Here is a 26,280-nt window from a genome sequence, read left to right as displayed (position 1 = left end):
CCTGGACGACGCGGTACGGGTGGCCCTGGACCTCCTGGCGGTCCACCCGGCGGCCCCCCCCCCCCCCGCCGCACCCGCCCCGCTCCGGCAGGACCGCTGCCGGCCGTCAGCCCTCAGCCTTCGGCGATCTCGCGGATCTCGGAGGTCACGGTCCAGTAGGTCTCGTGGACCGCGAGGAAGCGCTTGGTCCACTCCAGGATCTCGGCCTTGTCCTTGGCCTGGATGATGGCGTAGCCGCCGATGACTTCCTTGGTCTCGGTGAACGGCCCGTCCGTGACGGTGAACTCCCCGTCGGACCAGGTCACCCGGGTGCCCTCGGAGGTCGGGGTGAGCCCGGCCGTGTCGAGCAGGACACCGGCCTTGGTCATCTCCTCGATGAGCGCGCCCATGCGCTCCATCAGCCCCTCGCTGGGGCCTTCGGCGGGAGCGTTGTTCTCGTCGATGCGGACCATCGTCAGATAGCGCGGCATGGTGACTCCTCGGATCGGGCGGCGGGGCTCGTCCCCGCCTCTCACCCCTGCGTCGAACGGGAGGGACCCGGATCGACACGTCCGGCAGAATTCTTCTGAGAATTTTCCGCGACGGCCACCGGAAGCGCTGTGACGGGCGCTCTCAGCCGTCGGCCGGCCCCAGCGACTCGAAGCGCCAGCGGTGCACCGGGCGCGTGATCAGCGCGGCGTCGGGTTCGGGCAGCTCCGGCAGTTCGTCGTCGTACCCGGCCTCCCACCAGGTGAGGACGAGCACCCGGTCCTGCGGGGCGCGCAGCAGCTCGCTGCGCAGCGGCTCCCGGGCCAGCTCGCCCGCCCTGGACCGGGCCCACTCCAGCAGCTCCGCGCCCCGGCCCCCGGTGGCGCGCGCCTCCCACATCAGGGCGACGGTCATGAGTAGAGGTTGTCCTTGCTGATCTCGTGCACATGGTCGTGGTCGTGGGCGTGGCTGTGCGCCCCCGGCACATGGGTCTCGGTGACCGGGAGCGAGGAGTCCGCCGAGAGCTCCCAGTCCGAGGCCGGGCGGTTGCGGGCCACCATCTCCGCGCCCAGCGCCGCGACCATGGCCCCGTTGTCCGTGCACAGTCCGGGCCTGGGCACCCGCAGCCTGATCCCGGCCCGCTCGCACCGCTCCTCGGCCAGCGCCCGCAGCCGCGAGTTCGCCGCGACACCGCCGCCGATCATGAGGTGATCGACGCCCTCGTCCTTGCAGGCCCGCACGGCCTTGCGGGTGAGCACGTCCACCACGGCCTCCTGGAAGGACGCCGCCACATCCCGTACGGGAACGTCCTCGCCCGCCGCACGCTTCGCCTCGATCCAGCGCGCGACCGACGTCTTGAGGCCGGAGAAGGAGAAGTCGTACGCGGGGTCGCGCGAGCCGCTCAGCCCGCGCGGGAACGCGATCGCCTTCGGGTCGCCCTCCCTCGCCAGCCGGTCGATGACCGGTCCGCCGGGGAAGCCGAGGTGCAGCACCCGGGCGATCTTGTCGAAGGCCTCGCCCGCCGCGTCGTCGATCGTCGCGCCCAGCGGCCGTACGTCGTTGGTGATGTCCGGCGCCAGCAGCAGCGAGGAGTGCCCGCCGCTGACCAGCAGTGCCATCGTCGGCTCGGGCAGCGGGCCGTGCTCGAGCTGGTCCACGCAGATGTGCGAGGCGAGGTGGTTGACCCCGTACAGCGGCTTGTTCAGCGCGTACGCGTACGCCTTCGCCGCCGACACCCCGACGAGGAGCGCCCCGGCGAGTCCGGGACCGGCGGTGACCGCGATGCCGTCGAGGTCGCGGGCGCTGATCCCGGCCTCCTTCAGCGCGCGTTCGATGGTGGGAACCATCGACTCCAGGTGGGCGCGGGAGGCGATCTCCGGGACGACGCCGCCGAAGCGGGCGTGCGTGTCGACACTGGAGGCCACGGCGTCGGCAAGCAGTGTCGTACCGCGCACGATGCCCACGCCGGTCTCGTCGCAGGAGGTCTCGATGCCGAGTACGAGCGGTTCGTCAGCCATCAGTCAGTCTCTGTTCCTTGTACGGTCAGGCGCATGACGAGTGCGTCGATGTTCCCGGGCTGGTAGTAACCCCGGCGGAAACCGATCGGTTCGAAGCCGAAGCGTTCGTACAGCTTCTGCGCACGGGTGTTGTCGACACGGACCTCGAGGAGCACCGCGGTGCACTCGAAGGCGGTGGCGTGTCTGAGGAGGTCGGTCAGGAGCTCGGAGCCGAGGCCGCCGCCCCACTGGCCGCGGCTGACGCCGATCGTCTGGACGTCGGCGAGCTCACCGGCCGCGGCGAGACCCGCGTAGCCGACGATCCGCCCGTCGACGGGGTCCTCGGCGACGACGTAGCGCCGGGTGGCCTGCGGGCCGCGCGCGTGGGCCAGCTCGGACCAGAACATCCCGGCCGACCAGGCGTCCTCGGGGAACAGCTCATGCTCCAGGTCCAGCACCGGATCGATGTCCCACCAGCGCATCTCGCGGAGCACAGGGGTCACGGTCGTCACTTCGGGGTGACCACCTTGTAGTTCTTCGGGACCTGCGCGTCGGGCCTGCGCAGGTAGAGCGGCTGCGGGGGCAGCAGTTCCGCCCCGGCGGCGAGGCGCTCGGCGGCGAGGGCGGCGAGGGCTCCGGCGGAGACGTGTTCGGGGCCGCGCGCGTCCGGGAAGGCCTCGGGGTAGAGCAGGGCGCCCGCGCCGACGACGGGCAGCCCGGCGAGCTGCTCGGCGAGGTCGGCCGGCCGGTCGACGGCGGGTTCACCGGTCCGGGTGCGGGCGTCCTCGTACCGCGCCCAGTAGACCTCCTTGCGCCGCGCGTCCGTCGCGACGGCGAACGGGCCTTCGAGGCCGGCCTGCCCGGCGGCGTACGCGAGGCCGTCGAGCGTGCACAGTCCGTGCACGGGTACGGAGAGGGCGGAGCCGAACGTCGCCGCGGTCACCAGACCGACGCGCAGCCCGGTGTAGGGGCCGGGGCCGACCCCGACGACCACGTCCGTCACGGCGTCGAGTTTCACCCCCGCCTCGGCGAGGACCCGGTCGACGGCGGGGAGCAGGAGCTCCCCGTGCCTTCGGGCGTCGACCTGGCCGGTCTCGGCTACGACGGAGGTCCCGTCGTGGAGGGCGACGGTGACGGCGGGAGTGGCGGTATCAACGGCGAGCAGGAGCACACAAACAGCCTACGGCTCCGCCGACTCGGGTACGGCCCGCCCGTACGTCGTACCGGTCGGGCATGCCGCTGCTGGTACCGTCGCCGGGTATACGTGTGTACGACGTAAATGCTTGTACGACATGCGACGGACGGCATGCGAAAGGGGAGCTCACGGTGGCTAGGGGCAGCTCGGGAATCGTGGCCGGGCTCACGGCGGCGGCAGTGGCCGCGGTCTGTTTCCTCGCCTACCAGGCATCGGCGAACGCACCCGACTCCGTCGCCGCCCCCACGGCGCAGTCCTCCGGCAGCTCGACCGCCGCTCCCACCGAGAAGCCCGAGGCGCCGCGGGAACCGCTCGCGGTCCCCGCGGACTCCGACACCGGGGCGCGCGTCGTGTACGCGCTGAAGGACCGGCGGGTGTGGATCGTGGACGCCAAGGAGAAGTCGCTCCGGACGTTCACCGTCATGCCGAGCTCCATCAACCCGCTGCCCGGCGTCTACCGGGTGACCTCGCGCTCCGGCAGCATCAAGGGCTCGGACGGTGTGCCCATCGAACACGTGGTGCGCTTCGCGAACGTCGACGACGTCTCCGTGGGCTTCAGCGCCGCACAGGACGACTCGATGCACAGCCCGGATCCCACGATCAAGACCGGCGGGGTCCGGATGAAGCGCGCCGACGGCAACGCGATGTGGACGTTCGCGACGGTCGGCGTCAAGATCGTCGTCGTACCGTAGGGCCGTACCGCCCGTGACGCGGTAACCGGTCCGGCGGGATCCTCAGGCCGCGTCGCGCCCGGCCGGCAGCTGTTCCTGCCCGTCGTCGTCCTCGAGCTCCTCGCGGGGAGGCGTCGAAACCGCCGTCGCGGCCGCGCAGGAGGCCAGCAGGTCCTTCATCGACACCGCGGAAGCCGACGGTGGCTCCGCCTGCGGCGACTGCGGCTGCACTTCACGCTCGGGTGTCGGCATGCATGCCTCCTCGGGCTTCGGTGAAAGATCCGGTTAGGTAGACCTAACCAATCTCGCAACCATGTGACCACGGCCGCAGCCCCCTGCGCAACATTTTACCGACGGCTTGTCGGAAAGCACCGTCCGGAACGTCGGGCGATGCGACGCCCACCGGTCAGGCGTCCGCCAGATCCGTACCCAGGCCCACCCAGCGCGCCCCGATGCCGACCAGCGTGACCGTGCGCCGCTCGTCGTCCGTGTCCCCGACCGCACGGTGGATCAGCACCTGCAGCCGGTCGTCCGACAGCTCCTCGACCTTGCCGTCGCCCCATTCCACGACGACCACCGACTCCGGCAGCGACACATCGAGGTCCAGGTCCTCCATCTCGTCGAGCCCGCCGCCCAGGCGGTACGCGTCGACGTGGACCAGGGCGGGCCCGTCGCCCAGGGACGGGTGCACCCGGGCGATCACGAAGGTGGGCGAGGTGACGGCACCGCGCACCCCGAGTCCCTCGCCGAGCCCCCGGGTGAGCGTGGTCTTGCCCGCGCCGAGCTCACCGGTGAGCATCACGAGGTCGCCGGGGGCCAGCACACCGGCGATACGGCGGCCGAGGTCCCGCATCTGTTCGGGGGACTCGACGGCGAGGTCGACGGTGACGGTGCCCGGTACGGCGGTGTCAGCCACCGGGCCGTTGTGCGCTGCTTCCATGCTCGCCAACGTTAGAGGATCCGGGCGCCTCGCCCGGAACCGCTCCGATGCGCACCAGCAGGTCCGCGAGCCGGTCGGTGACCGTCTCCGGGTGCTCGAGCATCACCAGGTGACCGGCGTCCGGCACGATGACCAGCTCCGCGTCCGGCAGCTCGTCCGCGATGGCCTCGCTGTGCGAACTGGGTGTGACCAGGTCCTTGTCGCCGGCCAGGATCAGCACCGGAAGATCGAGAAAGGCGGGCAGCGCCCCGCTCTTGTCGTGCTCGGTGAACGCCGGGTAGAACTCGGCGACCACATCGATCGGGGTGGACTCGATGAGCCGCTCGGCGAACCGCGCGACCGCCGGGTCCACGTCCCGTGAACCGAACGAGTACCGCTTGATCAGCCCCGCGAACAGGTCGGCGGTCGCCCGCCGTCCGCGCTCCACGAGCTCCGTCTGCGAACCGAGCGCCTTGAGCACCCCGGGAAGCACCCGGCGCACCGCGTTCACGCCCGCCACCGGCAGCCCGAAGTTCACCTCGCCGAGCTTCCCGCTCGACGTACCGACGAAGGCGACCGCGGCGACCCGGTCACGGACCAGCGCCGGGTACTGGTCGGCGAGCGCCATCATCGTCATGCCGCCCATGGAGTGCCCGACCAGCACCAGCAGGCCCTCCGGGGCCGCGGCGTCGATGACCGCCTTCAGGTCGCGGCCGAGCTGGTCGATGCCGACGGCCACCCCCTCGGCCTGTGCGCGGCCGCGCTCGGAGCGGCCGTGACTGCGCTGGTCCCAGTGGACCGTGCGCACCAGGCCGCGCAGGGCCGCCCGCTGGAAGTGCCAGGAGTCCTGGCTGAGGCAGTAGCCGTGGCTGAAGACGACGGTGACGGGCACGGGGGCCTTGCGGCCGAAGAGCCTGCGCCGTCGCGGGCCGGGGGCCGCGCCGGATCCGGCGCCCGCCTTCGTGCCCGCGCGGCCCGTGCCGCCGTCCGGTTCGACCTCGTCGACCTCGTAGTACAGCTCGGTGCCGTCGTCGGCGACGGCCCGGCCGGACACCCCGCGCAGCGAGCCGTACGGTCCCGACGCGTCCAGCGCGAGCCGCGCCTTCTTGCGCATGCCGCGGCCCACCGTCAGCCGCTCGACCGCGACACCGGCCGCCGCACCCGCAGCGATGACGCCTATCGCCGCCCCGGCGATGCCCGCCCGGCGCCAGCCGGCCGCGGCAACGGCCGCCGTCGCCACCACGTCCCCCGCGCTGGTGTCGCTCACCGTGCCGTGCTCCTCGTCGTTGTCGCCGCGTCTCGATAGACGCGGGGTACGCGTGCACCGATGCGTGTGACGATCTCGTACGCGATCGTGTCGGCCGCGACCGCCCAGTCCTCGGCACTCGGCTCGCCCCGGTCGCCCGGCCCGAACAGCACCGCCTCCGTGCCCGGCTCCGGGGTGTCGCCCCCGAGGTCGACCACGAACTGGTCCATCGCGACCCGGCCCGCCACGGTCCGGATCCGGCCGTCGACGAGGACGGGGCCCCGGCCCGAGGCGTGGCGCGGGATGCCGTCCGCGTACCCGACGGGCACCAGGGCCAGCGTCGTCTCCGCGGAGGTCGTGTAGTGGTGGCCGTAGCTGACGCCGTGGCCCGGCGGCACCTGCTTGACCAGCGCGATCGACGCGGAGAGCGTCATCACGGGACGCAGGCCGAAGTCGGCCGGTGTGCCCAGCTCCGGGCTCGGCGAGATGCCGTACACGGCGATTCCGGTGCGTACGAGATCGAAGTGCGACTCGGGCACCGTGAGGGTCGCCGGCGAGTTCGCGATGTGCCGCACCTCGGGCTCGGCGCCCGCCTTCTCCGCGTACGCCACCATGTCGCGGAACACGTTCAGCTGGGCGGCGATCGACGGGTGCCCCGGCTCGTCGGCGCAGGCGAAGTGCGACCACAGGCCGGTGATGCGCAGCGTGCCCGCGGCCTCGGCGGCGCGGGCGGCGGAGATCAGTTCCGGCCAGTCGGCGGGCTGGCAGCCGTTGCGGCCGAGGCCCGTGTCGGCCTTGAGCTGGACCCGGGCCGGAATGCCTGCCTCCGTGGCCGCGGCGACGACTTCGGTGAGGGCCCACAGGCCGCTCACGGAGACGTCGATGTCGGCCTCGATCGCCTCGCGCCAGGGGCCGCCGGGCGTCCACAGCCAGCACATCACCCGGCCGCCGATCCCGGCCGCCCGCAGGGCGAGAGCCTCCTGCGGGGTCGCGGTGCCCAGCCAGGTCGCGCCGGCCTCGATCGCGGCCCGGGCACAGGGCACCGCGCCGTGCCCGTACGCATCGGACTTCACGACGGCCATGAGCTGCGCCCCGGACGCCCGCGCACGCAGGGCGCGCACATTGGCGCGCACCGCGGCGAGGTCGATCTCGGCACGGGCTCTCGGGGACGCTGTCTCGTTCATCGCGCCCAGTCTCTCAGAGCCGTACGCATGTGCCCTCGATCTCCCGGGCGCGGTGAGGCGTCAGCCGTGCTCCAGGGCGTGTTCCAGGTGCTCGGCGAGGACGGGGACGTGGCTGGCCGGAATGTCCTTCACCGCCGTGAGCAGCGTGACCGGACCGCCCTCGCGCAGCAGGCCGAGCAGCTCGTCCACCGCCCGGGTGTGGGCCGGGTCGCCGAGCTCGGTGCGGTAGCGGTCCACGAAGTCGTCGTAGCGGTTGCCGGAGCGGTCCTCGTGGTACCAGGAGCGGAGCTCGTTCGACGGGGTCGCGTCCTTGGCCCACACATCGACGGCGGCCCGCTCCTTGGACACCCCGCGCGGCCAGAGCCGGTCGACGAGGACGCGGGTGCCGTCGCCGTCCTCCGGCGGGTCGTACACCCTGCGCATCCGTACGGTGTCGCTGCTGCCCACGTCCGACCGCCCTTCCGGCTCCCGTCCCGCTCCTGCCAGGGTGGATCAGGCCCGCACATCCCGCCAGGCCGCCGGGATCGCGTCCGCGACGTCCTGCGCGGCGACCGGTGCCCCGTCCGAGACCCGGCGCGCCGCGAGCCCGTGCAGGTAGGCGCCCACCGACGCGGCGTCGCGCGGGGCGAGGCCCGCCGCCAGCAGGGAGCCGGTCAGCCCGGAGAGCACATCGCCGCTGCCCGCCGTGGCCAGCCAGGACGTGCCCGTCGGGTTGACCCGTACGGGCGCGCCCCCGGCCTCCGCGACCAGGGTCGTCGACCCCTTGAGCAGCACCGTCGCGCCGTAGCGCGCGGCCAGTTCCCGTACGGCGGCGAGCCGTCCCGCCTCGACCTCCTCGCGCGGGACCCCGAGGAGCGCGGCGGCCTCCCCGGCGTGCGGGGTGAGCACCGTGGCGGCGGAGCGCGACCGCACCGCTCCGGCGTCCATCAGCCGCAGCCCGTCCGCGTCGACGAGCACCGGGACGTCCGCGGCCAGCACGTCGGACACCGCGCCGGCCGCCGCGGTGGAGTCGCCGAGCCCCGGCCCGACCACCCAGGCCTGCACCCGTCCGGCCTTCGACGGCGGCCACGGGTGCACCAGCGTCTCCGGGAAGCGGGCGATCACCGCGTCCGCGCCGGGACCTGCGTACCGCACGGCTCCGGCACCGCCGCGCAGCGCGCCCGCGACCGCGAGCACCGCGGCACCCGGGTACCGCTCCGACCCGGCGGCCACGCCGACCACGCCGCGCCGGTACTTGTCGCTCTCGGCCCCCGGCACCGGCAGGAGCGCCGCCACGTCCGCGTACTGCAGTGCCTCCAGGTCGGGGCGCTCGGGCAGCTCGGCTCCCAGCCCGATGTCGACGAGCCGCAGGGCGCCCGCCCGTTCGGCCGCCGGGTCGACGAGCAGTCCCGGCTTGTACGTGCCGAAGGTGACGGTGGCGTCCGCGCGTACGGCAGCCCCCAGGACCTCCCCGGTGTCCGCCTCGACCCCGCTCGGCAGGTCCACGGCAAGTACCGGCGCGTGCCCCCCGGTGACCGCGCGGACCAGCTGCTCCGCCTCGGGGCGCAGACCGCCGCGGCCTCCGATTCCGGTGATTCCGTCGACGACGAGGTCGACGGGACCGAAGGCGTGGCCGATGCGGTCCGGGGAGTCGAGGACCTGGCCGCCCGCCGCGAGGAGCGCGGCGAGACCGCCCCGGTGGACCTTGTCCGGCGCGGTCAGCAGGGCCCGTACACCCGCTCCGCGCCGGGCCAGCCTGGCCCCCGCGTACAGCGCGTCGCCGCCGTTGTCGCCGCTGCCGACGAGCAGGAGCACCCGGGACCCGTACACCCGGCCGTTGCGCCGGAGCAGGTCGCCGCAGGCCACCGCCAGGCCCGCGGCGGCGCGCTGCATCAGGGCGCCCTCGGGCAGCCGTGCCATCAGCGCCTGTTCGGCGGCCCGTACGGTCGAAACGCTGTACGCCTGTCGCATACGCTCAACCCTCCGCGATCACCACGGCCGACGCCACCCCCGCGTCGTGGCTGAGCGACACGTGCCAGCCGCGCACGCCCAGCTCGGCGGCGCGGGCCGCGACCGTGCCGCGGACCTCCAGCCGGGGCTGCCCGCTGTCCTCGACACACACCTCGGCATCCGTCCAGAGCAGCCCGCCCGGCGCCCCGAGCGCCTTGGCCAGCGCCTCCTTGGCGGCGAACCGGGCGGCCAGCGAGGCGATCCCCCGACGCTCCCCGCTGGGCAGCAGCAACTCCCGCTCCAGGAAGAGGCGGTCCGCCATCTGCGGTGTGCGTTCCAGCGCCGCCCCGAAGCGTTCGATCTCCGCCACATCGATCCCGACCCCAATGATCACGCGCTCACTCACTCACTCGACTGTCACGGACTTCGCCAGATTGCGCGGCTGGTCCACCTCGTTGCCGCGGGCAGTCGCCAGCTCGCAGGCGAAGACCTGCAACGGCACGGTGGCGACCAGCGGCTGAAGCAGCGTAGGCGTAGCGGGGATCCTGATGAGGTGGTCCGCGTACGGGACGACGGCCTCGTCGCCCTCCTCGGCGATGACGACGGTACGTGCGCCGCGGGCCCTGATCTCCTGGATGTTCGACACGACCTTGTCGTGGAGCACCGAACGGCCGCGCGGGGACGGCACGATCACGACGACCGGCAGCCCCTCGTCGATGAGCGCGATCGGCCCGTGCTTGAGCTCTCCGGCCGCGAAGCCCTCGGCGTGCATGTACGCGAGTTCCTTCAGCTTCAACGCGCCTTCCAGGGCGACCGGGTAGCCGACGTGCCTGCCCACGAAGAGCACCGTGTCGCGGTGCGCGAGCGAGCGGGCGAGCGCGCGCACGGGCTCCATCGTCCCGAGGAGCTCCTCCACCTGCCCGGGGATCCCGGAGAGCTGGCGCACCACGGTGCGGATCTCGTCGCCCCACTTGGTGCCGCGGATCTGGCCGAGGTACAGCGCGACGAGGTAGCAGGCGACGAGCTGCGTCAGGAACGCCTTGGTGGAGGCGACCGCCACCTCCGGACCCGCGTGGGTGTACAGGACGGCGTCGGACTCCCTCGGGATCGTCGACCCGTTCGTGTTGCAGATGGCGAGGACCTTCGCCCCCTGCTCACGGGCGTGCCGCAGGGCCATCAGCGTGTCCATCGTCTCGCCGGACTGGGAGATCGCGATGACCAGGGTGTTCCGGTCCAGGATCGGGTCGCGGTAGCGGAACTCGCTGGCCAGCTCCGTTTCGCAGGGAAGCCGGGTGACGTGCTCGATGGCGTACTTGGCGATCATCCCGGCGTGGAACGCGGTCCCGCAGGCGACGATGAAGACCTTGTCGACCTCCCTGAGCTCGCTCGGCGGGATCCGCACCTCGTCGAGGCGCAGCGCACCCGAGGCGTCGATCCGGCCCAGGAGTGTGTCGGCGACGGCCTTCGGCTGGTCTGCGATCTCCTTGAGCATGAAGGAGGCGTAGCCGCCCTTCTCGGCGGCGGAGGCGTCCCAGTCCACGTGGTACTCGCGTGACTCCGCGGGGAAGCCGTCGAACCCCGTGACGGTGGCCCCGTCCCTGCGCAGCTCCACCACCTGGTCCTGGCCCAGCTCGATCGCGGACCGGGTGTGCGCGATGAAGGCGGCCACGTCGGAGGCCAGGAACATCTCCCCGTCCCCCGCCCCGACCACCAGGGGCGAGTTCCGCCGGGCCCCGACGACCACATCCGGCTCGTCCGCGTGCACCGCGACCAGGGTGAACGCCCCCTCCAGCTGCCGGCAGACCTGGCGCATCGCCTCGGCGAGCTCACCGGTCGAGGAGTACGCCTCCGCCAGCAGATGGGCCACGACCTCGGTGTCGGTCTCGGAGGCCAGCTCGTGGCCGCGCCCGGTCAGCTCCTCCCGCAGCGTGGCGAAGTTCTCGATGATCCCGTTGTGCACGACGGCGACGCGCCCCGCGTTGTCGAGATGCGGATGGGCGTTGGCATCGGTCGGCCCGCCGTGCGTCGCCCAACGGGTGTGCCCGATACCGGTGTTCCCGGCGGGCAGTGGCCGCTCCTTGAGCTCCTTCTCCAGGTTGAGGAGCTTCCCGGCCTTCTTCGCCCCGGCCAGACCACCGTCCGAGAGGACGGCGACCCCAGCGGAGTCGTACCCCCGGTACTCCAGCCGCTTCAGCCCCGCGACGACGACGTCCTGCGCCGACTGCCCACCGACGTAACCCACGATTCCGCACATATCGGCACCATAAGGCCGCGGGCCGGTGGGGGACAGTAGCCGTGCTCCGCGGGCCGGTCGGCTCATGGGCGAAGTCCGTCACCTCCTGCCGCCTCATCCCGTCGTACTTCTGCCGGGGCGACCCGTGGCCTTCGGCCCCCCTCGATGGACCCCACCGTTCTGCTCGCTCAGCCACGAGCCGGACACGCACAGGCCCCGCCCCGTCCCCCACGTGACCGAGCCCACCCCCCACTCCGTTAAAACTCCCGCAACAATGAGTACGTGATCACTTCGCCCGCACGGAGCTCCCGTCGCACCGAGCACGCGCCGACGCCCTACGTCGACCTGACCCGGGCGGAGTGGAGCGCTCTGCGCGACAAGACCCCGCTGCCGCTCTCCGCCGACGAGGTCGAGAAGCTGCGCGGGCTCGGCGATGTCATCGACCTCGACGAGGTGCGGGACGTCTACCTGCCCCTGTCGCGGCTCCTGAACCTGTACGTCCAGGCCACCTCCGGTCTGCGCGGTGCGCTGAACACCTTCCTCGGGGACGCGGGGAACGGCCACGGCGAGCAGCGCGGCACCCCGTTCGTCATAGGGGTCGCGGGCAGCGTCGCCGTCGGCAAGTCCACCAGCGCCCGCATCCTGCAGGCGCTGCTGGCACGCTGGCCGGAGCATCCCCGGGTCGAGCTGGTGACCACGGACGGGTTCCTGCTGCCGATGAAGGAGCTCCAGGCGCGCGGGCTGATGTCGCGCAAAGGGTTCCCGGAGTCCTACGACCGGCGGGCCCTGACCCGGTTCGTCGCCGACATCAAGGCCGGCAAGGACGAGGTGACGGCGCCCGTCTACTCGCACCTGATCTACGACATCGTGCCCGGTGAGCGGCTCACCGTACGCCGTCCCGACATCCTGATCGTCGAAGGGCTGAACGTGCTGCAGCCCGCACTGCCCGGCAAGGACGGCCGGACCAGGGTCGGCCTCGCCGACTACTTCGACTTCAGTGTGTACGTGGACGCGCGCCCGGAGGACATCGAGACCTGGTACCTCCACCGCTTCCGCCGGCTGCGCGAGACGGCGTTCCAGAACCCGTTCTCGTACTTCCGCAAGTACACCCAGGTCTCCGAGGAGGAGGCGCTGGACTACGCGCGCACCATGTGGCGGACCATCAACAAGCCCAATCTGCTGGAGAATGTGGCGCCCACACGGGGCCGTGCCACTCTGGTGCTGCGCAAGGGGCCGGACCACAAGGTCCAGCGTCTGTCGTTGCGCAAACTCTGACTCCGAAAGGGTGCACCGTGCTGCATCTGCGCCTCATCGTGCCCGCCGACCGCACCGACGAGGTGCTGAAGCTGCTGGAGCACACGGTGGGCACCGCACATCTCGCGGTGCTCAGCGGTGCCGCCCGCAGCCCGGCGGGCGATGTGGTCCTGTGCGACGTGGCGCGCGAGGCGGGCGACGAACTGATCGGCGCGCTGCGGGACCTCGGCATCGACAAGTCCGGTTCGATCACCGTCGAGAACGTGGACCTCACACTGTCCGCGCACGCCGACAAGGCGGAGAAGGACGCTCCCGGCGAGGGCGCGGACGCGGTGCTGTGGGAGGAGCTGACCGAAGTCACCCACGAGGAGTCCACGTTCAGCGTCACGTATGTGGCGTTCCTCGCCGTGGCGACGATGCTGGCCGCCTGCGGCGTGATGCTCGACAACGCGATCCTGATCGTGGGCGCGATGGCGGTGGGCCCGGAGTTCGGCCCCCTGGCGGGGATCTCGACGGCGCTCGTGCAGCGCGCACCGCGGCTGGTCGCGCGTTCGCTGTGGGCGCTGATCGGCGGGTTCGCGGTGGCGATGGTGCTGACGGCCGGGTTCGCCTGGCTGCTGGACGCCTTCGGGCTGTTCAACGAGGGCATGGTCACGGCGGACCGGCCCAACACCGGATTCATCTGGCACCCGGACTGGATGTCGTTCGTCGTGGCGCTCCTGGCGGGCATCGCCGGAACGCTCTCGCTGACCTCGGCGAAGTCCGGGGCACTGATCGGCGTGGCGATCTCGGTGACCACCGTGCCGGCCGCCGCCAACGCCGCGGTCGCCTTCAGCTACCAGGACCTCCAGCAGACCTGGGGCTCCACGGCGCAGCTCCTCGCCAACCTGGGCGGCATCGTGGTCGCGGGAACGCTGACGCTGCTGCTCCAGAAGGCGCTGTGGGCCGCACAACGCCGAACGGGCTCGGCCGCGCGGCCGAGCCCGTCCACAGTGCGGTAGTGCGTCAGCCGAGGGCCGACTTCACCACGTCGGCCAGCTGCCCGGCCACGGAGCGCGCCTGCTCGATGTCGGCGGCCTCGACCATCACCCGTACCAGCGGCTCCGTGCCCGACTTGCGCAGCAGTACGCGCCCGGTGTCGCCCAGCTCGCGCTCGGCCTCGGCGACCGCGGCGGCCAGCTCGGGCGAGGTGTCGACGCGGGACTTGTCGACGTCCGGCACGTTGATGAGCACCTGCGGGAGGCGCTGCATCACACCGGCCAGATCCGCCAGCGTACGGCCGGTGGCGGCGATCCGTGCCGCGAGCATCAGACCGGTCAGCGTGCCGTCACCCGTCGTGGCATGGTCCAGGACGATGACGTGGCCGGACTGCTCGCCGCCCAGCGCGAAGCCTTCGGCCTTCATCGACTCCAGGACGTAGCGGTCGCCGACGGCGGTCTGGACGAGTGCGATGCCCTCGCGCTCCATCGCCATCTTGAAGCCGAGGTTCGACATGACCGTGCCGACGACGGTGTCCTTGCGCAGCTGCCCGGCCTCGCGCATGGCGAGGGCGAGCACGGCCAGGATCTGGTCGCCGTCGATCTCCTCGCCCGTGGCGTCCACGGCCAGGCAGCGGTCGGCGTCGCCGTCGTGCGCGATACCGAGGTCGGCGCCGTGTTCGACGACAGCGGCCCGCAGCAGACCGAGGTGGGTGGAGCCGCAGCCGTCGTTGATGTTCAGGCCGTCCGGCTCGGCACCGATGGTGACGACCTCGGCCCCGGCGCGGGTGAACGCCTCGGGCGAGACGCGGGCGGCGGCGCCGTGCGCCTCGTCCAGGACGACCTTCAGCCCGTCGAGCCTGTTCGGGAGGACCGCGATGAGGTGCGCGACGTACCGGTCGAAGCCCTCGGTGTAGTCGGTGACCCGGCCCACTCCGGCACCCGTCGGACGCGCCCAGGGCTCGCCGGTGCGGTGCTGCTCGTAGACCGTCTCGATGCGGTCCTCCAGCTCGTCGGCCAGCTTGTGGCCGCCGCGCGCGAAGAACTTGATGCCGTTGTCCGGCATGGCGTTGTGGCTCGCGGAGAGCATCACGCCGATGTCGGCGCCGAGCGCGCCGGTGAGATACGCCACGGCGGGGGTCGGCAGCACGCCGACCCTCAGGACGTCCACGCCCGCGCTGGCCAGGCCCGCCACGACGGCGGCCTCCAGGAACTCTCCGGAGGCCCGGGGGTCGCGGCCCACCACGGCCGTCGGCCGATGTCCCTCGAAGGTGCCTGCCTCGGCCAGTACGTGCGCCGCAGCGACCGAGAGCCCGAGCGCAAGCTCGGCCGTCAGGTCCGCATTGGCGACACCGCGCACGCCGTCCGTGCCGAAGAGTCGTCCCACTGGTGTCCTCCGAAGGTGCTCCGAAACCGCAAAACCAAAGTACTCAAAACAGGGCACAGCAAGGCAAGGCGCAGCAAAGTGAGGCGCGCTCGAGGCCGCTGTCCCTATAAACGTCTTAAGCCGTTATACGCCCGCGGGCGCCGATAAACGAACGCCCCAGCAGCACGAGGTGTGCCGCCGGGGCGAACGTGTAAAGCAGACGAGCAGGCGATTTAGCGCTTGCTGTACTGCGGGGCCTTGCGGGCCTTCTTGAGACCGGCCTTCTTGCGCTCGACCGCACGGTCGTCACGGCAGAGGAAGCCGGCCTTCTTCAGCGTGGCGCGGTTGTTGTCCACGTCCGCCTCGTTCAGCGAGCGGGCCACGCCGAGGCGCAGGGCGCCGGCCTGACCGGAGACGCCGCCACCCGAGATGCGGGCGATGACGTCGTAGCGGCCGTCGAGCTCGAGCACCTTGAAGGGCTCGTTGACTTCCTGCTGGTGCACCTTGTTGGGGAAGTAGTCCTCAAGGGTGCGACCGTTGATCTTCCACTTGCCGGTGCCCGGAACGATCCGGACGCGGGCGATGGCGTTCTTGCGACGGCCAAGGCCGGCCGCGGGCTGCGGGTCGCCGAAGCGGCCAGCGAGCGACTCGGAGGTGTACTCACCCTCGACGGGGACCTCCGACTCGAAGGTGGTCACCTCGGCGAAGGTCTCTTCGCCCTCGGTGCCCTCGACGGGCGTCTCAACAGTGGTCTCGGCCACGATTCTCCTCAGATCTTTCTTTACGTCTTAGGGGGGAGGCCGGAACTACTGCGCGACCTGGGTGATCTCGAACGGGACCGGCTGCTGCGCAGCGTGCGGGTGCTGGTCACCCGCGTAGACCTTCAGCTTCGAGATCATCTGACGACCCAGGGTGTTCTTGGGGATCATGCCCTTGATGGCCTTCTCGACAGCCTTCTCCGGGTTCTTGGAGAGCAGCTCGTCGTAGCGCACGGAGCGGAGGCCGCCCGGGAAACCGGAGTGGCGGTACGCCATCTTCTGGGTCTTCTTGTTGCCGGAGAGGTGAACCTTCTCGGCGTTGATGATGATGACGAAGTCGCCCATGTCCATGTGGGGGGCGTAGATCGCCTTGTGCTTGCCTCGGAGAAGGTTCGCAGCCGTGGTGGCCAGACGGCCCAGGACGATGTCCTCGGCGTCAATGATGTGCCACTGGCGAGTGACATCGCCGGGCTTGGGGCTGTACGTACGCACTTCGTAGCCTTCGCTTCTTCAGTGGATGGGGTCCAGACACACGGCACCCCTGAAGCGATATGCAGCTGGGGCTCACAATGCCGGGGACGCTGCCCGTATGCGAGCCACTGGTAACTGCTCCAGGGAACCTACGTAAGGGCCCTTCGCGTGAGAACGACGAAGCCAATACGCATAACAATCCCCGACAGTACCCGCCCCGCCCCGGACGGGTCAAAACGCGCCGCCCCTACCGCACCCGCTCGACCCGCCGCTCGTCCCAGACCGGCTCCGTGGACTCCCGTACGACCCCGTCCGAGCCGAAGACCAGGTACCGGTCGAAGGACTTCGCGAACCAGCGGTCGTGCGTGACGGCCATCACCGTCCCGTCGTACATCTCCAGCCCGTCCTGCAGGGCCTCCGCCGACTCCAGGTCCAGGTTGTCCGTCGGCTCGTCCAGCAGGAGCGCCGTGGTGCCGGCCAGCTCCAGCAGCAGGATCTGGAACCGCGCCTGCTGCCCGCCGGACAGCCTCTCGAAGGCCTGGTCCCCCTGCCGCTCCATCTCGTACCGCCGCAGTACGGACATGGCCCCGCCCCGGTCCTTGGCGTGCTCCGTCCACAGGATGTCGACGAGCGTCCTGCCCAGCAGCTCCGGGTGGGCGTGCGTCTGGGCGAAGTGCCCCGGCACGACCCGCGCCCCGAGCTTCCACTCCCCGGTGTGCGCCACCGGCTCCCCCGCCAGCAGCCGCAGGAAGTGCGACTTCCCCGACCCGTTGGAGCCGAGGACGGCGACCCGCTCCCCGTAGTAGATCTCCAGGTCGAACGGCTTCATGAGACCGGTCAGCTCCAGGTTCTTGCAGGTCACAGCCCGCACCCCGGTCCGGCCGCCGCGCAGCCGCATCTTGATGTCCTGCTCGCGCGGCGGCTCCGGCGGCGGGCCCGCGTCCTCGAACTTCTTGAAGCGGGTCTGCATCGCGTGGTAGCGGTTCGCCATGTCGGGACTGTTCGCCGCCTGCTGCCGCATCCGCAGGACGAGCGCCTTCAGCCGGGCGTGCTCCTCCTCCCAGCGCCGCAGGAGCTCCTCGAAGCGCGCGAACCGCTCCTTGCGTGCCTGGTGGTACGTGGCGAAGCCGGCACCGTGCACCCAGACGTCCGAGCCGGCCGCGCCGGGCTCCACGCTCACGATCTTCTCGGCGGCCCGCGACAGCAGCTCCCGGTCGTGGGAGACGAAGAGCACCGTCTTGCGGGTCTCCTTGAGCCTCTCCTCCAGCCACCGCTTCCCGGGGACGTCCAGATAGTTGTCCGGCTCGTCCAGGAGCAGCACCTCGTCCGGGCCCCTGAGCAGCGCCTCCAGGACCAGCCGCTTCTGTTCGCCCCCGCTGAGTGTGCGCACCTCGCGCCACTGGGCCTTCTCGTACGGGATCCCGAGCGCGGCCGTCGTGCAGATGTCCCAGAGGGTCTCGGCCTCGTACCCGCGCACCTCGGCCCAGTCGCTGAGAGCCTGCGCGTACGCCATCTGCGCGGCCTCGTCGTCGACGGTGAGGATCCGCTCCTCCGCCACGTCGACGGCCTTCGCCGCCTCCTTGATACGCGGCTGGGCGACGGACACCAGCAGGTCACGCACGGTCCGCCCGTCCCGCACGGAGCCCACGAACTGGCTCATCACGCCCAGCCCGCCGCTCACCGACACCGAGCCGCCGTGCGGCTGGATCTCCCCGGCGAGCAGCCTCAGGAGCGTCGTCTTGCCCGCCCCGTTCGCTCCGACGAGGGCGACGACGGCCCCGTCGGCCACCCGGAACGAGGCATCGCCGAGCAGCACCCGCCCGTCCGGTAGGTAGTACTCCAGGTGGCCCGCTTCAAGATGTCCCATGCACAGCATTGTCACGGGCGGCGAACCCCTGGCCCAACCGGATTACGCAGGCTCTAGGATTCGCGGCATGAGCTTTGGGCAAGGGGGGCCCTCCTGGGGGCCGGGAGACAGCAGGACTCCGGACTGGGCAGCACTGGCCGACGAGTCCGCGGCACGCAGCCGCCGCAGGAAGTGGCTGCTGATCGGGGGCGGCGCACTGGCGACCGCCGCCGTCGCCGCGATCGTGGCCACGGCCGTCGTCACGGCGAACGACACCGGCAGCCCCGGGTCGGACAAGAACGCGAGCGACCTGCCCGCACCCGCCGACCTGCCCTCGGACACCTCGCAGCCGCAGCCCTCCTTCTCCTCGGTGGCACCGCCGCCCCCGCCGGACCCGAAGGACTACATATCCGACGCCCGGAAGGACAAGGCACCGATCACCGTCGACGCCTTCTTCCCGGGCAAGAAGGTCACGGCGGGCGACCGCGCCCACACCAAGGGCGCGACGAACCGCACGAACAACTGCGCCGCGACCACCCAGGGCGCCCTCGGCTCGATCCTCACGTCGAACGGCTGCGACCAGGTCATCCGTGCCACGTACAGCAGCAACGGCGTCGCGGTCACCGTCGGTCTCGCCGTGTTCGGCACCGAGGCCGAGGCGAAGAAGGCGGCCCAGCAGGCGTCCGGCGGCATCGCCTCCCTGAGCGGCGCGGGCGTCCCCACGTTCTGCCGTGCCGGCGCCGTCTGCCGCCGCACCGCCAACTCCTACGGGCGCTACGCCTACTTCACCGTCGGCGGCTACACCAGCGGCAAGAACGTCACGACCGCGAGCAAGGACGTGTACGCGGTGGGCGACGACCTGACGGAGTTCACGTTCCGTCAGATCCGCCACCGGGGCGAGGTCCAGGCATCGGCAGCGGCCGGGGCTCCCACCGCCTGACACCGCGCCACCGCTCCCCCACGCACCAGTCCCGTCCCTCCCCTGCCCCGAGGACCCGCCGCCGTGCGTCTGACCGCCCTGTTCACCATCCCGCGCGTCCTGCGCCACAGCGACGCGATAGGCGCCGACCTGCCGCCGGACGAGGCCGTCGTCCTCGATGCGCCGGACCCCTCGCTGCGGGACGCGCTGGCCGCCGCCGCGGCCGGCGACCACGCCCCGGCCGCCGAACTGCTCGCCGCCACCCGCGAACACGCCCAGTGGGAGCGCAGGGACGCCTGTGTCTCCCGGCTCGCACGGGCCTCGCTGCACCACCCCGGCTGGCTGGACAGCTGGCTCGAGGAGTCGCCGCAGGACCCCGACGCCGTACTGGTCAAGGCGGACCAGTACGTCTACCAGGCCTGGCAGATACGCACCGGTGCGCGCGCCAAGCACATCGAGCACGACCAGTTCCAGGCGTTCCACGCGGTCCTGAGGGACGCCGTCCCGGTGATCTCCGAGGCCGCCGAGCTCAATCCGGGCGACCCCGTCCCGTGGCGCATCGCCCTCACCCAGGCCCGCGGCATCCAGGCCCCGCGCGAGGTCTTCGACTCCTACCTCGCCGAGGCGGCCGACTGCGACCCGCACCACGAGGGCTGCCACATCCAGGCGCTCCAGTACCTCTGCGACAAGTGGTACGGCTCGCACGAGGAGATGTTCGACTTCGCCGAGCGTTCCGCGGAACAGGCACCGCCCGGCTCCAAGCTCCACGCCCTGCCTCTCCAGGCGGTCGTGGAGTACCTCATCTCCGACGACGAGGTGCAGGGCCCCGACCCGTTCACGCCCCGCGCCGAGGCGGCCGTCACCCGTGCGCAGGCACTGTCGGACAGCTACGCCCCGGGAGACCGGGAAGCGGCCGGCTTCCGCAACCACCTGGCCATGATCCTGTGGTCGATGAACCGCTTCGAGGAAGCCCTCACCGTCTTCCGCTCCATCGGGGTGCACGCCACCACCTACCCCTGGACCTACTTCGGCGACGCCCGCGCCGAGTTCCTCGAGGCCCGCTCCGACACCCGGGTCGAGCTGGCGATGAAGGTCCCCTTCTTCCGCTCCCCGCCGAAGCCCCCGGCCTCCGAGATCCCCGACTGGGAACGGGAACTGGCACCCCGGTCGCTGGCCATCGCCGCCACCGGGCCCACCGAGGTCGCCCAGGCCGCCCTGATCTGCGGCCACAGTCTGCGCACCGCCCCGGCGGGCAGCGGCCACACGTACGTCGAGATCGTCCCCGACCCCGTACGTGGCAAGCGCGCGGCCCTGCTCCCCGAGGACCCCCTCACCTCCGCGGCCGACAACTTCACGACCGGCGAGGACTGGCCCGCCCTGGTCCTGCACCGCACCCCGGAGCGCAGCAGCTTCACGCTCCTGCACCGGGGCAGGAAGGTGGCCACCCACTCCTGGGAGACGGCGGCCCCGGCCGCGGACCACGCCGAGGTGGCCGAGACCGCGGCGGCGCTGGCCCGGGTCTACGGGCTGTCCGACCCCCGCCCGCTGATCCACCTCCTGCGCGCCACCGGCGACCCGGCCCGCCACCAGAGCGGTCTCGTCGCGGCCCTGGGCCTCCCGCCCCTGCCCGCGGGCTACGGCGGCGAGCAGGAGATCCTGGACGGCCTCCCCGGCGCCCGCGTCCTGGCCCGGCGCGGCTTCCTGGCGGGCATGCGGGACACGATGTCCACAAAGGACGGCGTCCACCCCGAGACCCCGGCCCCGGCCGAGCCCCATCCGCCCCTGTGGTGGGTCCTGCGCGTCCTGGGCCTGCTGCTGTTCACCGCGGCGGCGGTCTACGCCTGGTGGACCCCGGACATCGGCTGGTTCCGCTCCACCATGTCCAGCTTCGTCGCCGTGTACTTCGCGGCCAAGCTGGTACGGGCCCTGCGCCGCCGCCGGATCAGCAGCAGCCCGCCCCCGGCAACGTCCTGACGTTCCGGGCCTCTTCGGCCCTGGCCGCCAGCAACGCGTCCGCCGGGTAGGCCACTTCCTCCAGTGTCAGCCCGTGCGGCCGCACCACGTGCACCGCCGGATCGCGCACCTTCGCCGCCAGCACCTCGGCCGGCCACGCCGCCGGACGGCGCCCGTCCCCCACGAACAGCGCCGCGCCGATCAGCGCCCGCACCATGTTGTGGCAGAAGGCGTCGGCCTGCACCGTCGCGCCGAGCACCCCGGACTCCGCGTCCCTTACCCAGGACAGCTTCTGCAGCGTCCGGATGGTCGTGGCGCCCTCACGCTTCTTGCAGTACGCCGCGAAGTCGTGCTCACCGACCATCAGGGCGGCCGCCTCGTTCATCGCGTCGATGTCCAACGGCCGGTCGTGCCACAGCACATGACCCCTGGTCAGTGGATCCACCCCGCCGGGCCGGTCCGCGACCCGGTAGACATAGCGGCGCCACAGTGCGGAGAAGCGCGCATTGAACCCCGCGGGCGCCTCGGCCGCCCGCCAGATCCGAACATCCAGCGGCAGCCGCCCGGCCATCCGCCGCAGCAGCTTCTCCTCGTGCTCGGCCCACATCTCGGCGGGCAGGTCCACGTGCGCCACCTGGCCGCGCGCGTGCACCCCCGCGTCGGTGCGCCCGGCGACCGTGAGGTCGTACGTCACCGAGGACCGCGTCACGGTCCGCAGCGCGTCCTCGATCTCACCCTGCACCGTGCGCCTGCTGGTCTGCTTCGCCCAGCCGGAAAAGTCCTTCCCGTCGTACGAAAGGTCCAGCCGTACCCGTACGAATCCGGGCTCTGCCTCATCACTCACCAGCGCATCCTCTCAAAACAGAACGGGCCCGCACCGCCCCGAAGGGTGATGCGGACCCGTACCGGGGTCTCAGGACGCTCAGGCGTCCTTGGACTCCTCAGCAGCGGCGTCGGCCGGCTTGGCGTCCTCGACGGTCTCGGCCGGAGCCTCGTCCTTCTTGAGGGCGTCTTCCTTGACCGCACGCTTCGTCGCAGCCTCGGCCTCACCGGTGGCGGCCTGCGCCACGGTCAGGGCCTCGACGAGCTCGATGACCGCCATCGGGGCGTTGTCGCCACGACGGTTGCCGATCTTGGTGATGCGAGTGTAGCCACCGGGGCGGTTCTCGTACCGCGGGGCGATCTCGGTGAAGAGCGTGTGCACGATGCCCTTGTCCGTGATCGACTGCAGCACCAGGCGACGGTTGTGGATGTCGCCCTTCTTCGCCTTGGTGATGAAACGCTCGGCGACCGGACGCAGGCGGCGGGCCTTGGCCTCGGTCGTGGTGATGCGGCCGTGCTCGAACAGCGACTTCGCAAGGTTGATGAGAAGAAGCTTCTCGTGCGCAGCGCTGCCGCCCAGACGGGCACCCTTGGCGGGCTGAGGCATGGTTTTTCTCCTTGTGTGCTGCACCGGCCGTATCAGGTACCGGTGTCAGTTCCCGCGAGGCGGCTGCCCCACGGAAGTTCTGGTTCGCCGAGGCTTGCATCGGGCATCAGCCCAAAATCAAGCCCGCGGGGGTCCCCCCGGACGAAGTCTGGGGGAGGTTGAGGACAAAGCCCTCAGCCCCGGCACGGGGCACCCGTCGAAACGGGCACCCCGGCCGGGAGGCGGATCAGTACTGCTCGGTCTCCACGAAACCGGCGTCCGCGTCGTCGTCGGCGCCGAAGGCGTCGGCGGCGGCCGTCGGGTCGAATCCGGGCGGGCTGTCCTTGAGCGCCAGGCCCATGCCGGCCAGCTTCGCCTTGACCTCGTCGATCGACTTCGCACCGAAGTTGCGGATGTCGAGCAGGTCGGCCTCGGAGCGGGCGACGAGCTCACCCACGGAGTGGATGCCCTCGCGCTTGAGGCAGTTGTACGAACGGACCGTGAGCTCGAGCTCCTCGATCGGCAGCGCCAGATCGGCGGCGAGCGCGGCGTCCGTCGGGGACGGGCCCATGTCGATGCCCTCGGCGTCGATGTTGAGCTCGCGCGCCAGACCGAACAGCTCGACCAGGGTCTTACCGGCCGACGCCATGGCGTCACGGGGACGCATGGCCTGCTTGGTCTCGACGTCGACGATCAGCTTGTCGAAGTCGGTGCGCTGCTCGACACGGGTCGCCTCGACCTTGTACGTGACCTTGAGCACCGGCGAGTAGATGGAGTCGACCGGAATCCGGCCGATCTCCTGGCCCACCTGCTTGTTCTGGACGGCGGAGACGTAGCCGCGACCGCGCTCGACGGTCAGCTCCATCTCCAGCTTGCCCTTGCCGTTCAGCGTGGCCAGGACGAGGTCCGGGTTGTGGACCTCGACACCGGCCGGCGGGGCGATGTCAGCAGCGGTGACCAGGCCGGGACCCTGCTTGCGCAGGTACATCACGACCGGCTCGTCGTGCTCCGAGGAGACGACCAGCTGCTTGATGTTGAGGATGAGGTCGGTGACGTCCTCCTTGACGCCCGGCACGGTGGTGAACTCGTGCAGGACACCGTCGATCCGGATGCTGGTGACAGCGGCACCGGGGATCGAGGAGAGGAGGGTACGACGCAGGGAGTTGCCGAGGGTGTAACCGAAGCCCGGCTCCAGCGGCTCGATCACGAACCGGGAGCGGAACTCGTCGACGACCTCTTCGGTCAGCGACGGACGCTGAGCGATAAGCATGAAGGAATCCTTCAGTCGTGGGCACCCACTATTTGATGCCCGACAGATGTAACAAGGGTACGGGCGGCACACCCCCGAAGAGGCATACCGCCCGGACCCGCACTACTGACCGACGGCCGTCACCGGCCGTCGAACATCAGACGCGACGACGCTTCGGCGGACGGCAGCCGTTGTGCGGCGTCGGGGTGACGTCCTGGATCGAACCGACCTCGAGGCCCGTGGCCTGCAGGGAGCGGATCGCGGTCTCGCGGCCGGAGCCCGGACCCTTCACGAAGACGTCAACCTTGCGCATGCCGTGCTCCTGCGCGCGGCGGGCGGCCGACTCGGCGGCCATCTGCGCGGCGAAGGGGGTGGACTTGCGCGAGCCCTTGAAGCCGACGTGGCCGGCGGAGGCCCAGGAGATCACGTTGCCCGAGGGGTCCGTGATCGAGACGATGGTGTTGTTGAACGTGCTCTTGATGTGCGCGTGCCCGTGAGCGACGTTCTTCTTTTCCTTGCGACGCACCTTCTTGGCTGCGCCCTGACGACCCTTGGGGGGCATGTCTTGACTCCAGATGGAGAGGGGAGGTGATCGGTCCTACAGCGAAGACCGCTGGTTGCTGCGAGATCCGGTGGCCCGGACACCCGCAGTGCGTCCGCTGAGGACTACTTCTTGCCCGGCTTCTTCTTACCGGCGATCGCGCGACGCGGGCCCTTGCGGGTACGCGCGTTGGTGCTGGTGCGCTGACCGTGGACCGGCAGACCGCGACGGTGCCGGATGCCCTGGTAGCAGCCGATCTCGATCTTGCGGCGGATGTCGCCCTGGATCTCGCGGCGAAGGTCACCCTCGGTGCGGAGGTTGGCGTCCACGTACTCGCGGATCTTGACCAGGTCCTCTTCGGCCAGGTCACGAACGCGGGCGTTGGGGTTCACGCCGGTGGTGGCGAGGATCTCCTTGGACCGGGTGCGCCCGATACCGAAGACGTAGGTGAGGGCAACCTCCACGCGCTTTTCGCGCGGGATGTCAACACCTGAAACGCGTGCCATTCAATGGCTCCAGTTGTTATTTCGGGGGTCTTCCGCGGTACCACTCCCGAACGCCGACCTCATCCGTGCTGGAAGAGGTGGTACGTCCGGGTCCCCGGCCCCCGCCGGAGGTGTCGTCAGCCGAAGCTTGGACGGGCACTGCGTATGTACGTTTACGTGCGTCGCGCGAAGAGCTGCGAGATGCAGGTGGTCGTGCTTCAGCCCTGGCGCTGCTTGTGGCGCAGGTTGTCGCAGATGACCATGACCCGGCCGTGACGGCGGATCACCTTGCACTTGTCGCAGATCTTCTTGACGCTCGGCTTGACCTTCATGGGATGTCAGGTTCTCCGGGTCAGTGCCCTCACCGCGCCGTAGCAGCGGTGGCGGCAAGATCTACTTGTACCGGTAGACGATCCGGCCACGCGTCAGGTCGTACGGAGACAGCTCCACCACGACCCGGTCATCCGGGAGGATACGGATGTAGTGCATCCGCATCTTGCCGCTGATGTGCGCGAGGACCTTGTGACCGTTCTGGAGTTCCACCTTGAACATGGCGTTCGGGAGGGACTCGATCACGGTGCCCTCAATTTCGATGGCACCTTGCTTCTTGGCCACGCTTCGCCTTTCGAATCGGCTACCTTGATCGACTCCGGCCGCCGTATGCGGACACACGGATGCACGAGAGCCGACGAGTCAGTCTACGTCAGCGGACTCCAAAAGACGAATCCGTCAAGTTTGCCCACTGGGACTGATCCTTAGACACGTATTCCCGACGCAGTCCTTGCGGACCGGCGCCGGGACACGTCGTGAGCTGCTCAGCCGAGGGGGTCGGGCGCCACCTCGACGCCGTACTGCGCCAGCCTCGCGCGTCCGCAGTCCGGTGCCGTCAGGACCAGCGGCCCCTGCTCCGTGAGCGCGATCGAGTGCTCCCAGTGGGAGGACCAGCTCCCGTCCGTGGTGAGGACGGTCCACTCGTCGGCGAGGACCTTCGTCTGCGCCGTACCCAGCGAGACCATCGGCTCGATCGCCAGGCAGACGCCCGGGACCAGCTTGATGCCCTTGCCGCGCTTGCGGGAGACGTAGTTCAGCAGGTGCGGGTCCATGTGCATCTCGGTGCCGATGCCGTGGCCGCCGTAGTCCTCGATGATCCCGTACTTGCCGGTCGCCGGCCGGGGCTGGCGGCGGATGTAGGACTCGATGGCCTTCGAGATGTCCACGAGCCGGTTGTTCAGCTTCATCGCGGCGATCCCGGCCCACATGGACTCCTCGGTCACCCGGGAGAGCTCGACGAGCTCCGGAGCGTGACCGGTGCCCACGAAGGCGGTGTACGCCGCGTCCCCGTGCCAGCCGTCGATGATCGCGCCGGCGTCGATCGAGATGATGTCGCCGTCCTTGAGGACGGTCTTCTCGTCCGGGATGCCGTGGACGACGACCTCGTTGACCGAGGTGCAGATCGTCGCGGGGAATCCGCCGTAGCCCAGGAAGTTCGACTTCGCTCCGTGATCGGCGATCACCTTGCGTGCGACCTCGTCCAGGTCCTTCGTGGTGGCTCCGGGGACGGCCGCCTCGCGCGTCGCGGCGTGAATGGCAGCGACCACCAGGCCCGCCTCGCGCATCTTCGCGATCTGCTCGGGGGTCTTGATCTGCACCATTGCTCGGCGCCTCTCTGCGTTCGAAGGGGACGGTCGGGGCCGTACTCCACGATACGGCGC

General features: G+C 70.9%; 30 protein-coding genes. 5 read left to right on the top strand and 25 right to left on the bottom strand.

From position 1 onward, the window contains the following. Nucleotides 1-113 precede the first annotated feature (113 nt). From ACFQ6X_RS15720 to tsaB, 5 genes are all read right to left on the bottom strand, one after another. Nucleotides 114-470 carry a YciI family protein gene (locus tag ACFQ6X_RS15720; protein ID WP_329208244.1) on the bottom strand — a complete coding sequence of 119 codons (357 nt, stop codon included), beginning with the start codon at nt 468-470 and terminating at the stop codon, nt 114-116. Nucleotides 471-612: 142 nt separating this feature from the next. Continuing rightward, a complete protein-coding gene (locus ACFQ6X_RS15715; protein WP_383181680.1) occupies nt 613-882 on the bottom strand; it encodes a hypothetical protein in 270 nt (89 codons plus the stop codon). After that, nucleotides 879-1,985 (bottom strand): tRNA (adenosine(37)-N6)-threonylcarbamoyltransferase complex transferase subunit TsaD, encoded by a 1,107-nt coding sequence (gene tsaD, locus ACFQ6X_RS15710; RefSeq protein ID WP_383181677.1) that lies wholly within the window; start codon nt 1,983-1,985, stop codon nt 879-881. The genes ACFQ6X_RS15715 and tsaD overlap by 4 nt, the downstream gene beginning before the upstream one ends. Then, the gene (gene rimI, locus ACFQ6X_RS15705; RefSeq protein ID WP_383181674.1) at nt 1,985-2,476 is read right to left on the bottom strand and encodes a ribosomal protein S18-alanine N-acetyltransferase; all 492 of its coding nucleotides are present in this window, start codon (nt 2,474-2,476) and stop codon (nt 1,985-1,987) included. Before rimI ends, tsaD begins: the two co-directional genes overlap by 1 nt. Further along, the gene (gene tsaB, locus ACFQ6X_RS15700; protein ID WP_383181671.1) at nt 2,473-3,135 is read right to left on the bottom strand and encodes a tRNA (adenosine(37)-N6)-threonylcarbamoyltransferase complex dimerization subunit type 1 TsaB; all 663 of its coding nucleotides are present in this window, start codon (nt 3,133-3,135) and stop codon (nt 2,473-2,475) included. Before tsaB ends, rimI begins: the two co-directional genes overlap by 4 nt. 155 nt (nt 3,136-3,290) lie before the next feature. On the opposite strand from tsaB, the gene ACFQ6X_RS15695 reads away from it, so the two are divergent. Next, complete coding sequence (locus tag ACFQ6X_RS15695) at nt 3,291-3,851, top strand: hypothetical protein (RefSeq protein ID WP_383181668.1); 561 nt, start codon at nt 3,291-3,293, stop codon at nt 3,849-3,851. Nucleotides 3,852-3,893: 42 nt separating this feature from the next. Here the strand turns inward: ACFQ6X_RS15695 and ACFQ6X_RS15690 are convergent, their stop codons facing one another. From ACFQ6X_RS15690 to glmS, 8 genes are all read right to left on the bottom strand, one after another. Continuing rightward, nucleotides 3,894-4,082, bottom strand: a complete 189-nt coding sequence (locus ACFQ6X_RS15690; protein ID WP_383181665.1) for a hypothetical protein — start codon at nt 4,080-4,082, stop codon at nt 3,894-3,896. 154 nt (nt 4,083-4,236) lie between these two features. Beyond that, nucleotides 4,237-4,770 carry a tRNA (adenosine(37)-N6)-threonylcarbamoyltransferase complex ATPase subunit type 1 TsaE gene (gene tsaE, locus ACFQ6X_RS15685; RefSeq protein ID WP_383181662.1) on the bottom strand — a complete coding sequence of 178 codons (534 nt, stop codon included), beginning with the start codon at nt 4,768-4,770 and terminating at the stop codon, nt 4,237-4,239. After that, on the bottom strand, nt 4,739-6,016 hold the full coding sequence (locus ACFQ6X_RS15680) for an alpha/beta fold hydrolase (protein WP_383181658.1): 1,278 nt from the start codon (nt 6,014-6,016) through the stop codon (nt 4,739-4,741). The genes tsaE and ACFQ6X_RS15680 overlap by 32 nt, the downstream gene beginning before the upstream one ends. Next, nucleotides 6,013-7,179 (bottom strand): alanine racemase, encoded by a 1,167-nt coding sequence (gene alr / locus ACFQ6X_RS15675; RefSeq protein ID WP_383181656.1) that lies wholly within the window; start codon nt 7,177-7,179, stop codon nt 6,013-6,015. The genes ACFQ6X_RS15680 and alr overlap by 4 nt, the downstream gene beginning before the upstream one ends. Before the next feature lie 60 nt (nt 7,180-7,239). Beyond that, on the bottom strand, nt 7,240-7,626 hold the full coding sequence (locus tag ACFQ6X_RS15670; RefSeq protein WP_383181653.1) for a DUF488 domain-containing protein: 387 nt from the start codon (nt 7,624-7,626) through the stop codon (nt 7,240-7,242). Nucleotides 7,627-7,671: 45 nt separating this feature from the next. Next, nucleotides 7,672-9,129, bottom strand: coding sequence for an NAD(P)H-hydrate dehydratase (locus ACFQ6X_RS15665; RefSeq protein ID WP_383181650.1), 1,458 nt, complete (start codon nt 9,127-9,129; stop codon nt 7,672-7,674). A gap of 4 nt (nt 9,130-9,133) precedes the next feature. Further along, entirely contained in the window at nt 9,134-9,502 is a 369-nt protein-coding gene (locus tag ACFQ6X_RS15660; RefSeq protein ID WP_383181830.1) for a holo-ACP synthase, read from the bottom strand. A 12-nt stretch (nt 9,503-9,514) separates the two neighbouring features. Next, entirely contained in the window at nt 9,515-11,362 is a 1,848-nt protein-coding gene (gene glmS / locus ACFQ6X_RS15655) for a glutamine--fructose-6-phosphate transaminase (isomerizing) (protein ID WP_383181647.1), read from the bottom strand. Between the two features lie 261 nt (nt 11,363-11,623). On the opposite strand from glmS, the gene coaA reads away from it, so the two are divergent. Together coaA and ACFQ6X_RS15645 are read left to right on the top strand one after the other, a co-directional pair. After that, the gene (gene coaA / locus ACFQ6X_RS15650; RefSeq protein WP_329208272.1) at nt 11,624-12,616 is read left to right on the top strand and encodes a type I pantothenate kinase; all 993 of its coding nucleotides are present in this window, start codon (nt 11,624-11,626) and stop codon (nt 12,614-12,616) included. A gap of 17 nt (nt 12,617-12,633) precedes the next feature. Next, nucleotides 12,634-13,596, top strand: a complete 963-nt coding sequence (locus ACFQ6X_RS15645) for a DUF389 domain-containing protein (protein WP_383181643.1) — start codon at nt 12,634-12,636, stop codon at nt 13,594-13,596. A 4-nt stretch (nt 13,597-13,600) separates the two neighbouring features. Here the strand turns inward: ACFQ6X_RS15645 and glmM are convergent, their stop codons facing one another. From glmM to ACFQ6X_RS15625, 4 genes are all read right to left on the bottom strand, one after another. Continuing rightward, nucleotides 13,601-14,959, bottom strand: a complete 1,359-nt coding sequence (glmM, locus tag ACFQ6X_RS15640) for a phosphoglucosamine mutase (protein ID WP_383181640.1) — start codon at nt 14,957-14,959, stop codon at nt 13,601-13,603. Nucleotides 14,960-15,171: 212 nt separating this feature from the next. Then, nucleotides 15,172-15,699 carry a 30S ribosomal protein S9 gene (rpsI, locus tag ACFQ6X_RS15635; RefSeq protein WP_329208277.1) on the bottom strand — a complete coding sequence of 176 codons (528 nt, stop codon included), beginning with the start codon at nt 15,697-15,699 and terminating at the stop codon, nt 15,172-15,174. A 45-nt stretch (nt 15,700-15,744) separates the two neighbouring features. Continuing rightward, nucleotides 15,745-16,188 carry a 50S ribosomal protein L13 gene (gene rplM, locus ACFQ6X_RS15630; RefSeq protein WP_031096418.1) on the bottom strand — a complete coding sequence of 148 codons (444 nt, stop codon included), beginning with the start codon at nt 16,186-16,188 and terminating at the stop codon, nt 15,745-15,747. A gap of 226 nt (nt 16,189-16,414) precedes the next feature. Continuing rightward, nucleotides 16,415-18,034, bottom strand: coding sequence for an ABC-F family ATP-binding cassette domain-containing protein (locus tag ACFQ6X_RS15625; RefSeq protein WP_383181636.1), 1,620 nt, complete (start codon nt 18,032-18,034; stop codon nt 16,415-16,417). 67 nt (nt 18,035-18,101) lie between these two features. On the opposite strand from ACFQ6X_RS15625, the gene ACFQ6X_RS15620 reads away from it, so the two are divergent. Continuing rightward, nucleotides 18,102-18,953, top strand: coding sequence for a hypothetical protein (locus ACFQ6X_RS15620; RefSeq protein WP_383181633.1), 852 nt, complete (start codon nt 18,102-18,104; stop codon nt 18,951-18,953). Nucleotides 18,954-19,016: 63 nt separating this feature from the next. Then, the gene (locus tag ACFQ6X_RS15615) at nt 19,017-20,906 is read left to right on the top strand and encodes a hypothetical protein (RefSeq protein WP_383181630.1); all 1,890 of its coding nucleotides are present in this window, start codon (nt 19,017-19,019) and stop codon (nt 20,904-20,906) included. On the opposite strand, the gene truA is transcribed toward ACFQ6X_RS15615, so the two are convergent. The 8 genes from truA to map form a co-directional block, all read right to left on the bottom strand. Next, on the bottom strand, nt 20,875-21,729 hold the full coding sequence (truA, locus tag ACFQ6X_RS15610; protein WP_383181627.1) for a tRNA pseudouridine(38-40) synthase TruA: 855 nt from the start codon (nt 21,727-21,729) through the stop codon (nt 20,875-20,877). The genes ACFQ6X_RS15615 and truA overlap by 32 nt on opposite strands. 78 nt (nt 21,730-21,807) lie before the next feature. Further along, on the bottom strand, nt 21,808-22,314 hold the full coding sequence (gene rplQ / locus ACFQ6X_RS15605; protein WP_056796563.1) for a 50S ribosomal protein L17: 507 nt from the start codon (nt 22,312-22,314) through the stop codon (nt 21,808-21,810). A 226-nt stretch (nt 22,315-22,540) separates the two neighbouring features. Beyond that, entirely contained in the window at nt 22,541-23,563 is a 1,023-nt protein-coding gene (locus ACFQ6X_RS15600; RefSeq protein ID WP_003966937.1) for a DNA-directed RNA polymerase subunit alpha, read from the bottom strand. A 136-nt stretch (nt 23,564-23,699) separates the two neighbouring features. Next, nucleotides 23,700-24,104 carry a 30S ribosomal protein S11 gene (gene rpsK / locus ACFQ6X_RS15595; RefSeq protein WP_003956432.1) on the bottom strand — a complete coding sequence of 135 codons (405 nt, stop codon included), beginning with the start codon at nt 24,102-24,104 and terminating at the stop codon, nt 23,700-23,702. 104 nt (nt 24,105-24,208) lie between these two features. Then, complete coding sequence (gene rpsM, locus ACFQ6X_RS15590; protein ID WP_307125430.1) at nt 24,209-24,589, bottom strand: 30S ribosomal protein S13; 381 nt, start codon at nt 24,587-24,589, stop codon at nt 24,209-24,211. Nucleotides 24,590-24,786: 197 nt separating this feature from the next. Beyond that, nucleotides 24,787-24,900 carry a 50S ribosomal protein L36 gene (gene rpmJ / locus ACFQ6X_RS15585; protein WP_003956441.1) on the bottom strand — a complete coding sequence of 38 codons (114 nt, stop codon included), beginning with the start codon at nt 24,898-24,900 and terminating at the stop codon, nt 24,787-24,789. 61 nt (nt 24,901-24,961) lie between these two features. Then, nucleotides 24,962-25,183, bottom strand: a complete 222-nt coding sequence (gene infA, locus ACFQ6X_RS15580) for a translation initiation factor IF-1 (protein ID WP_003956442.1) — start codon at nt 25,181-25,183, stop codon at nt 24,962-24,964. A gap of 200 nt (nt 25,184-25,383) precedes the next feature. Continuing rightward, the gene (map, locus tag ACFQ6X_RS15575; protein WP_329208286.1) at nt 25,384-26,220 is read right to left on the bottom strand and encodes a type I methionyl aminopeptidase; all 837 of its coding nucleotides are present in this window, start codon (nt 26,218-26,220) and stop codon (nt 25,384-25,386) included. Nucleotides 26,221-26,280: the final 60 nt, after the last annotated feature.

The sequence above is a fragment of the Streptomyces sp. NPDC056452 genome (assembly GCF_042796085.1).
Classification (GTDB): Bacteria; Actinomycetota; Actinomycetes; order Streptomycetales; family Streptomycetaceae; genus Streptomyces.
This window is presented reverse-complemented; position numbering and strand designations above follow the sequence as displayed.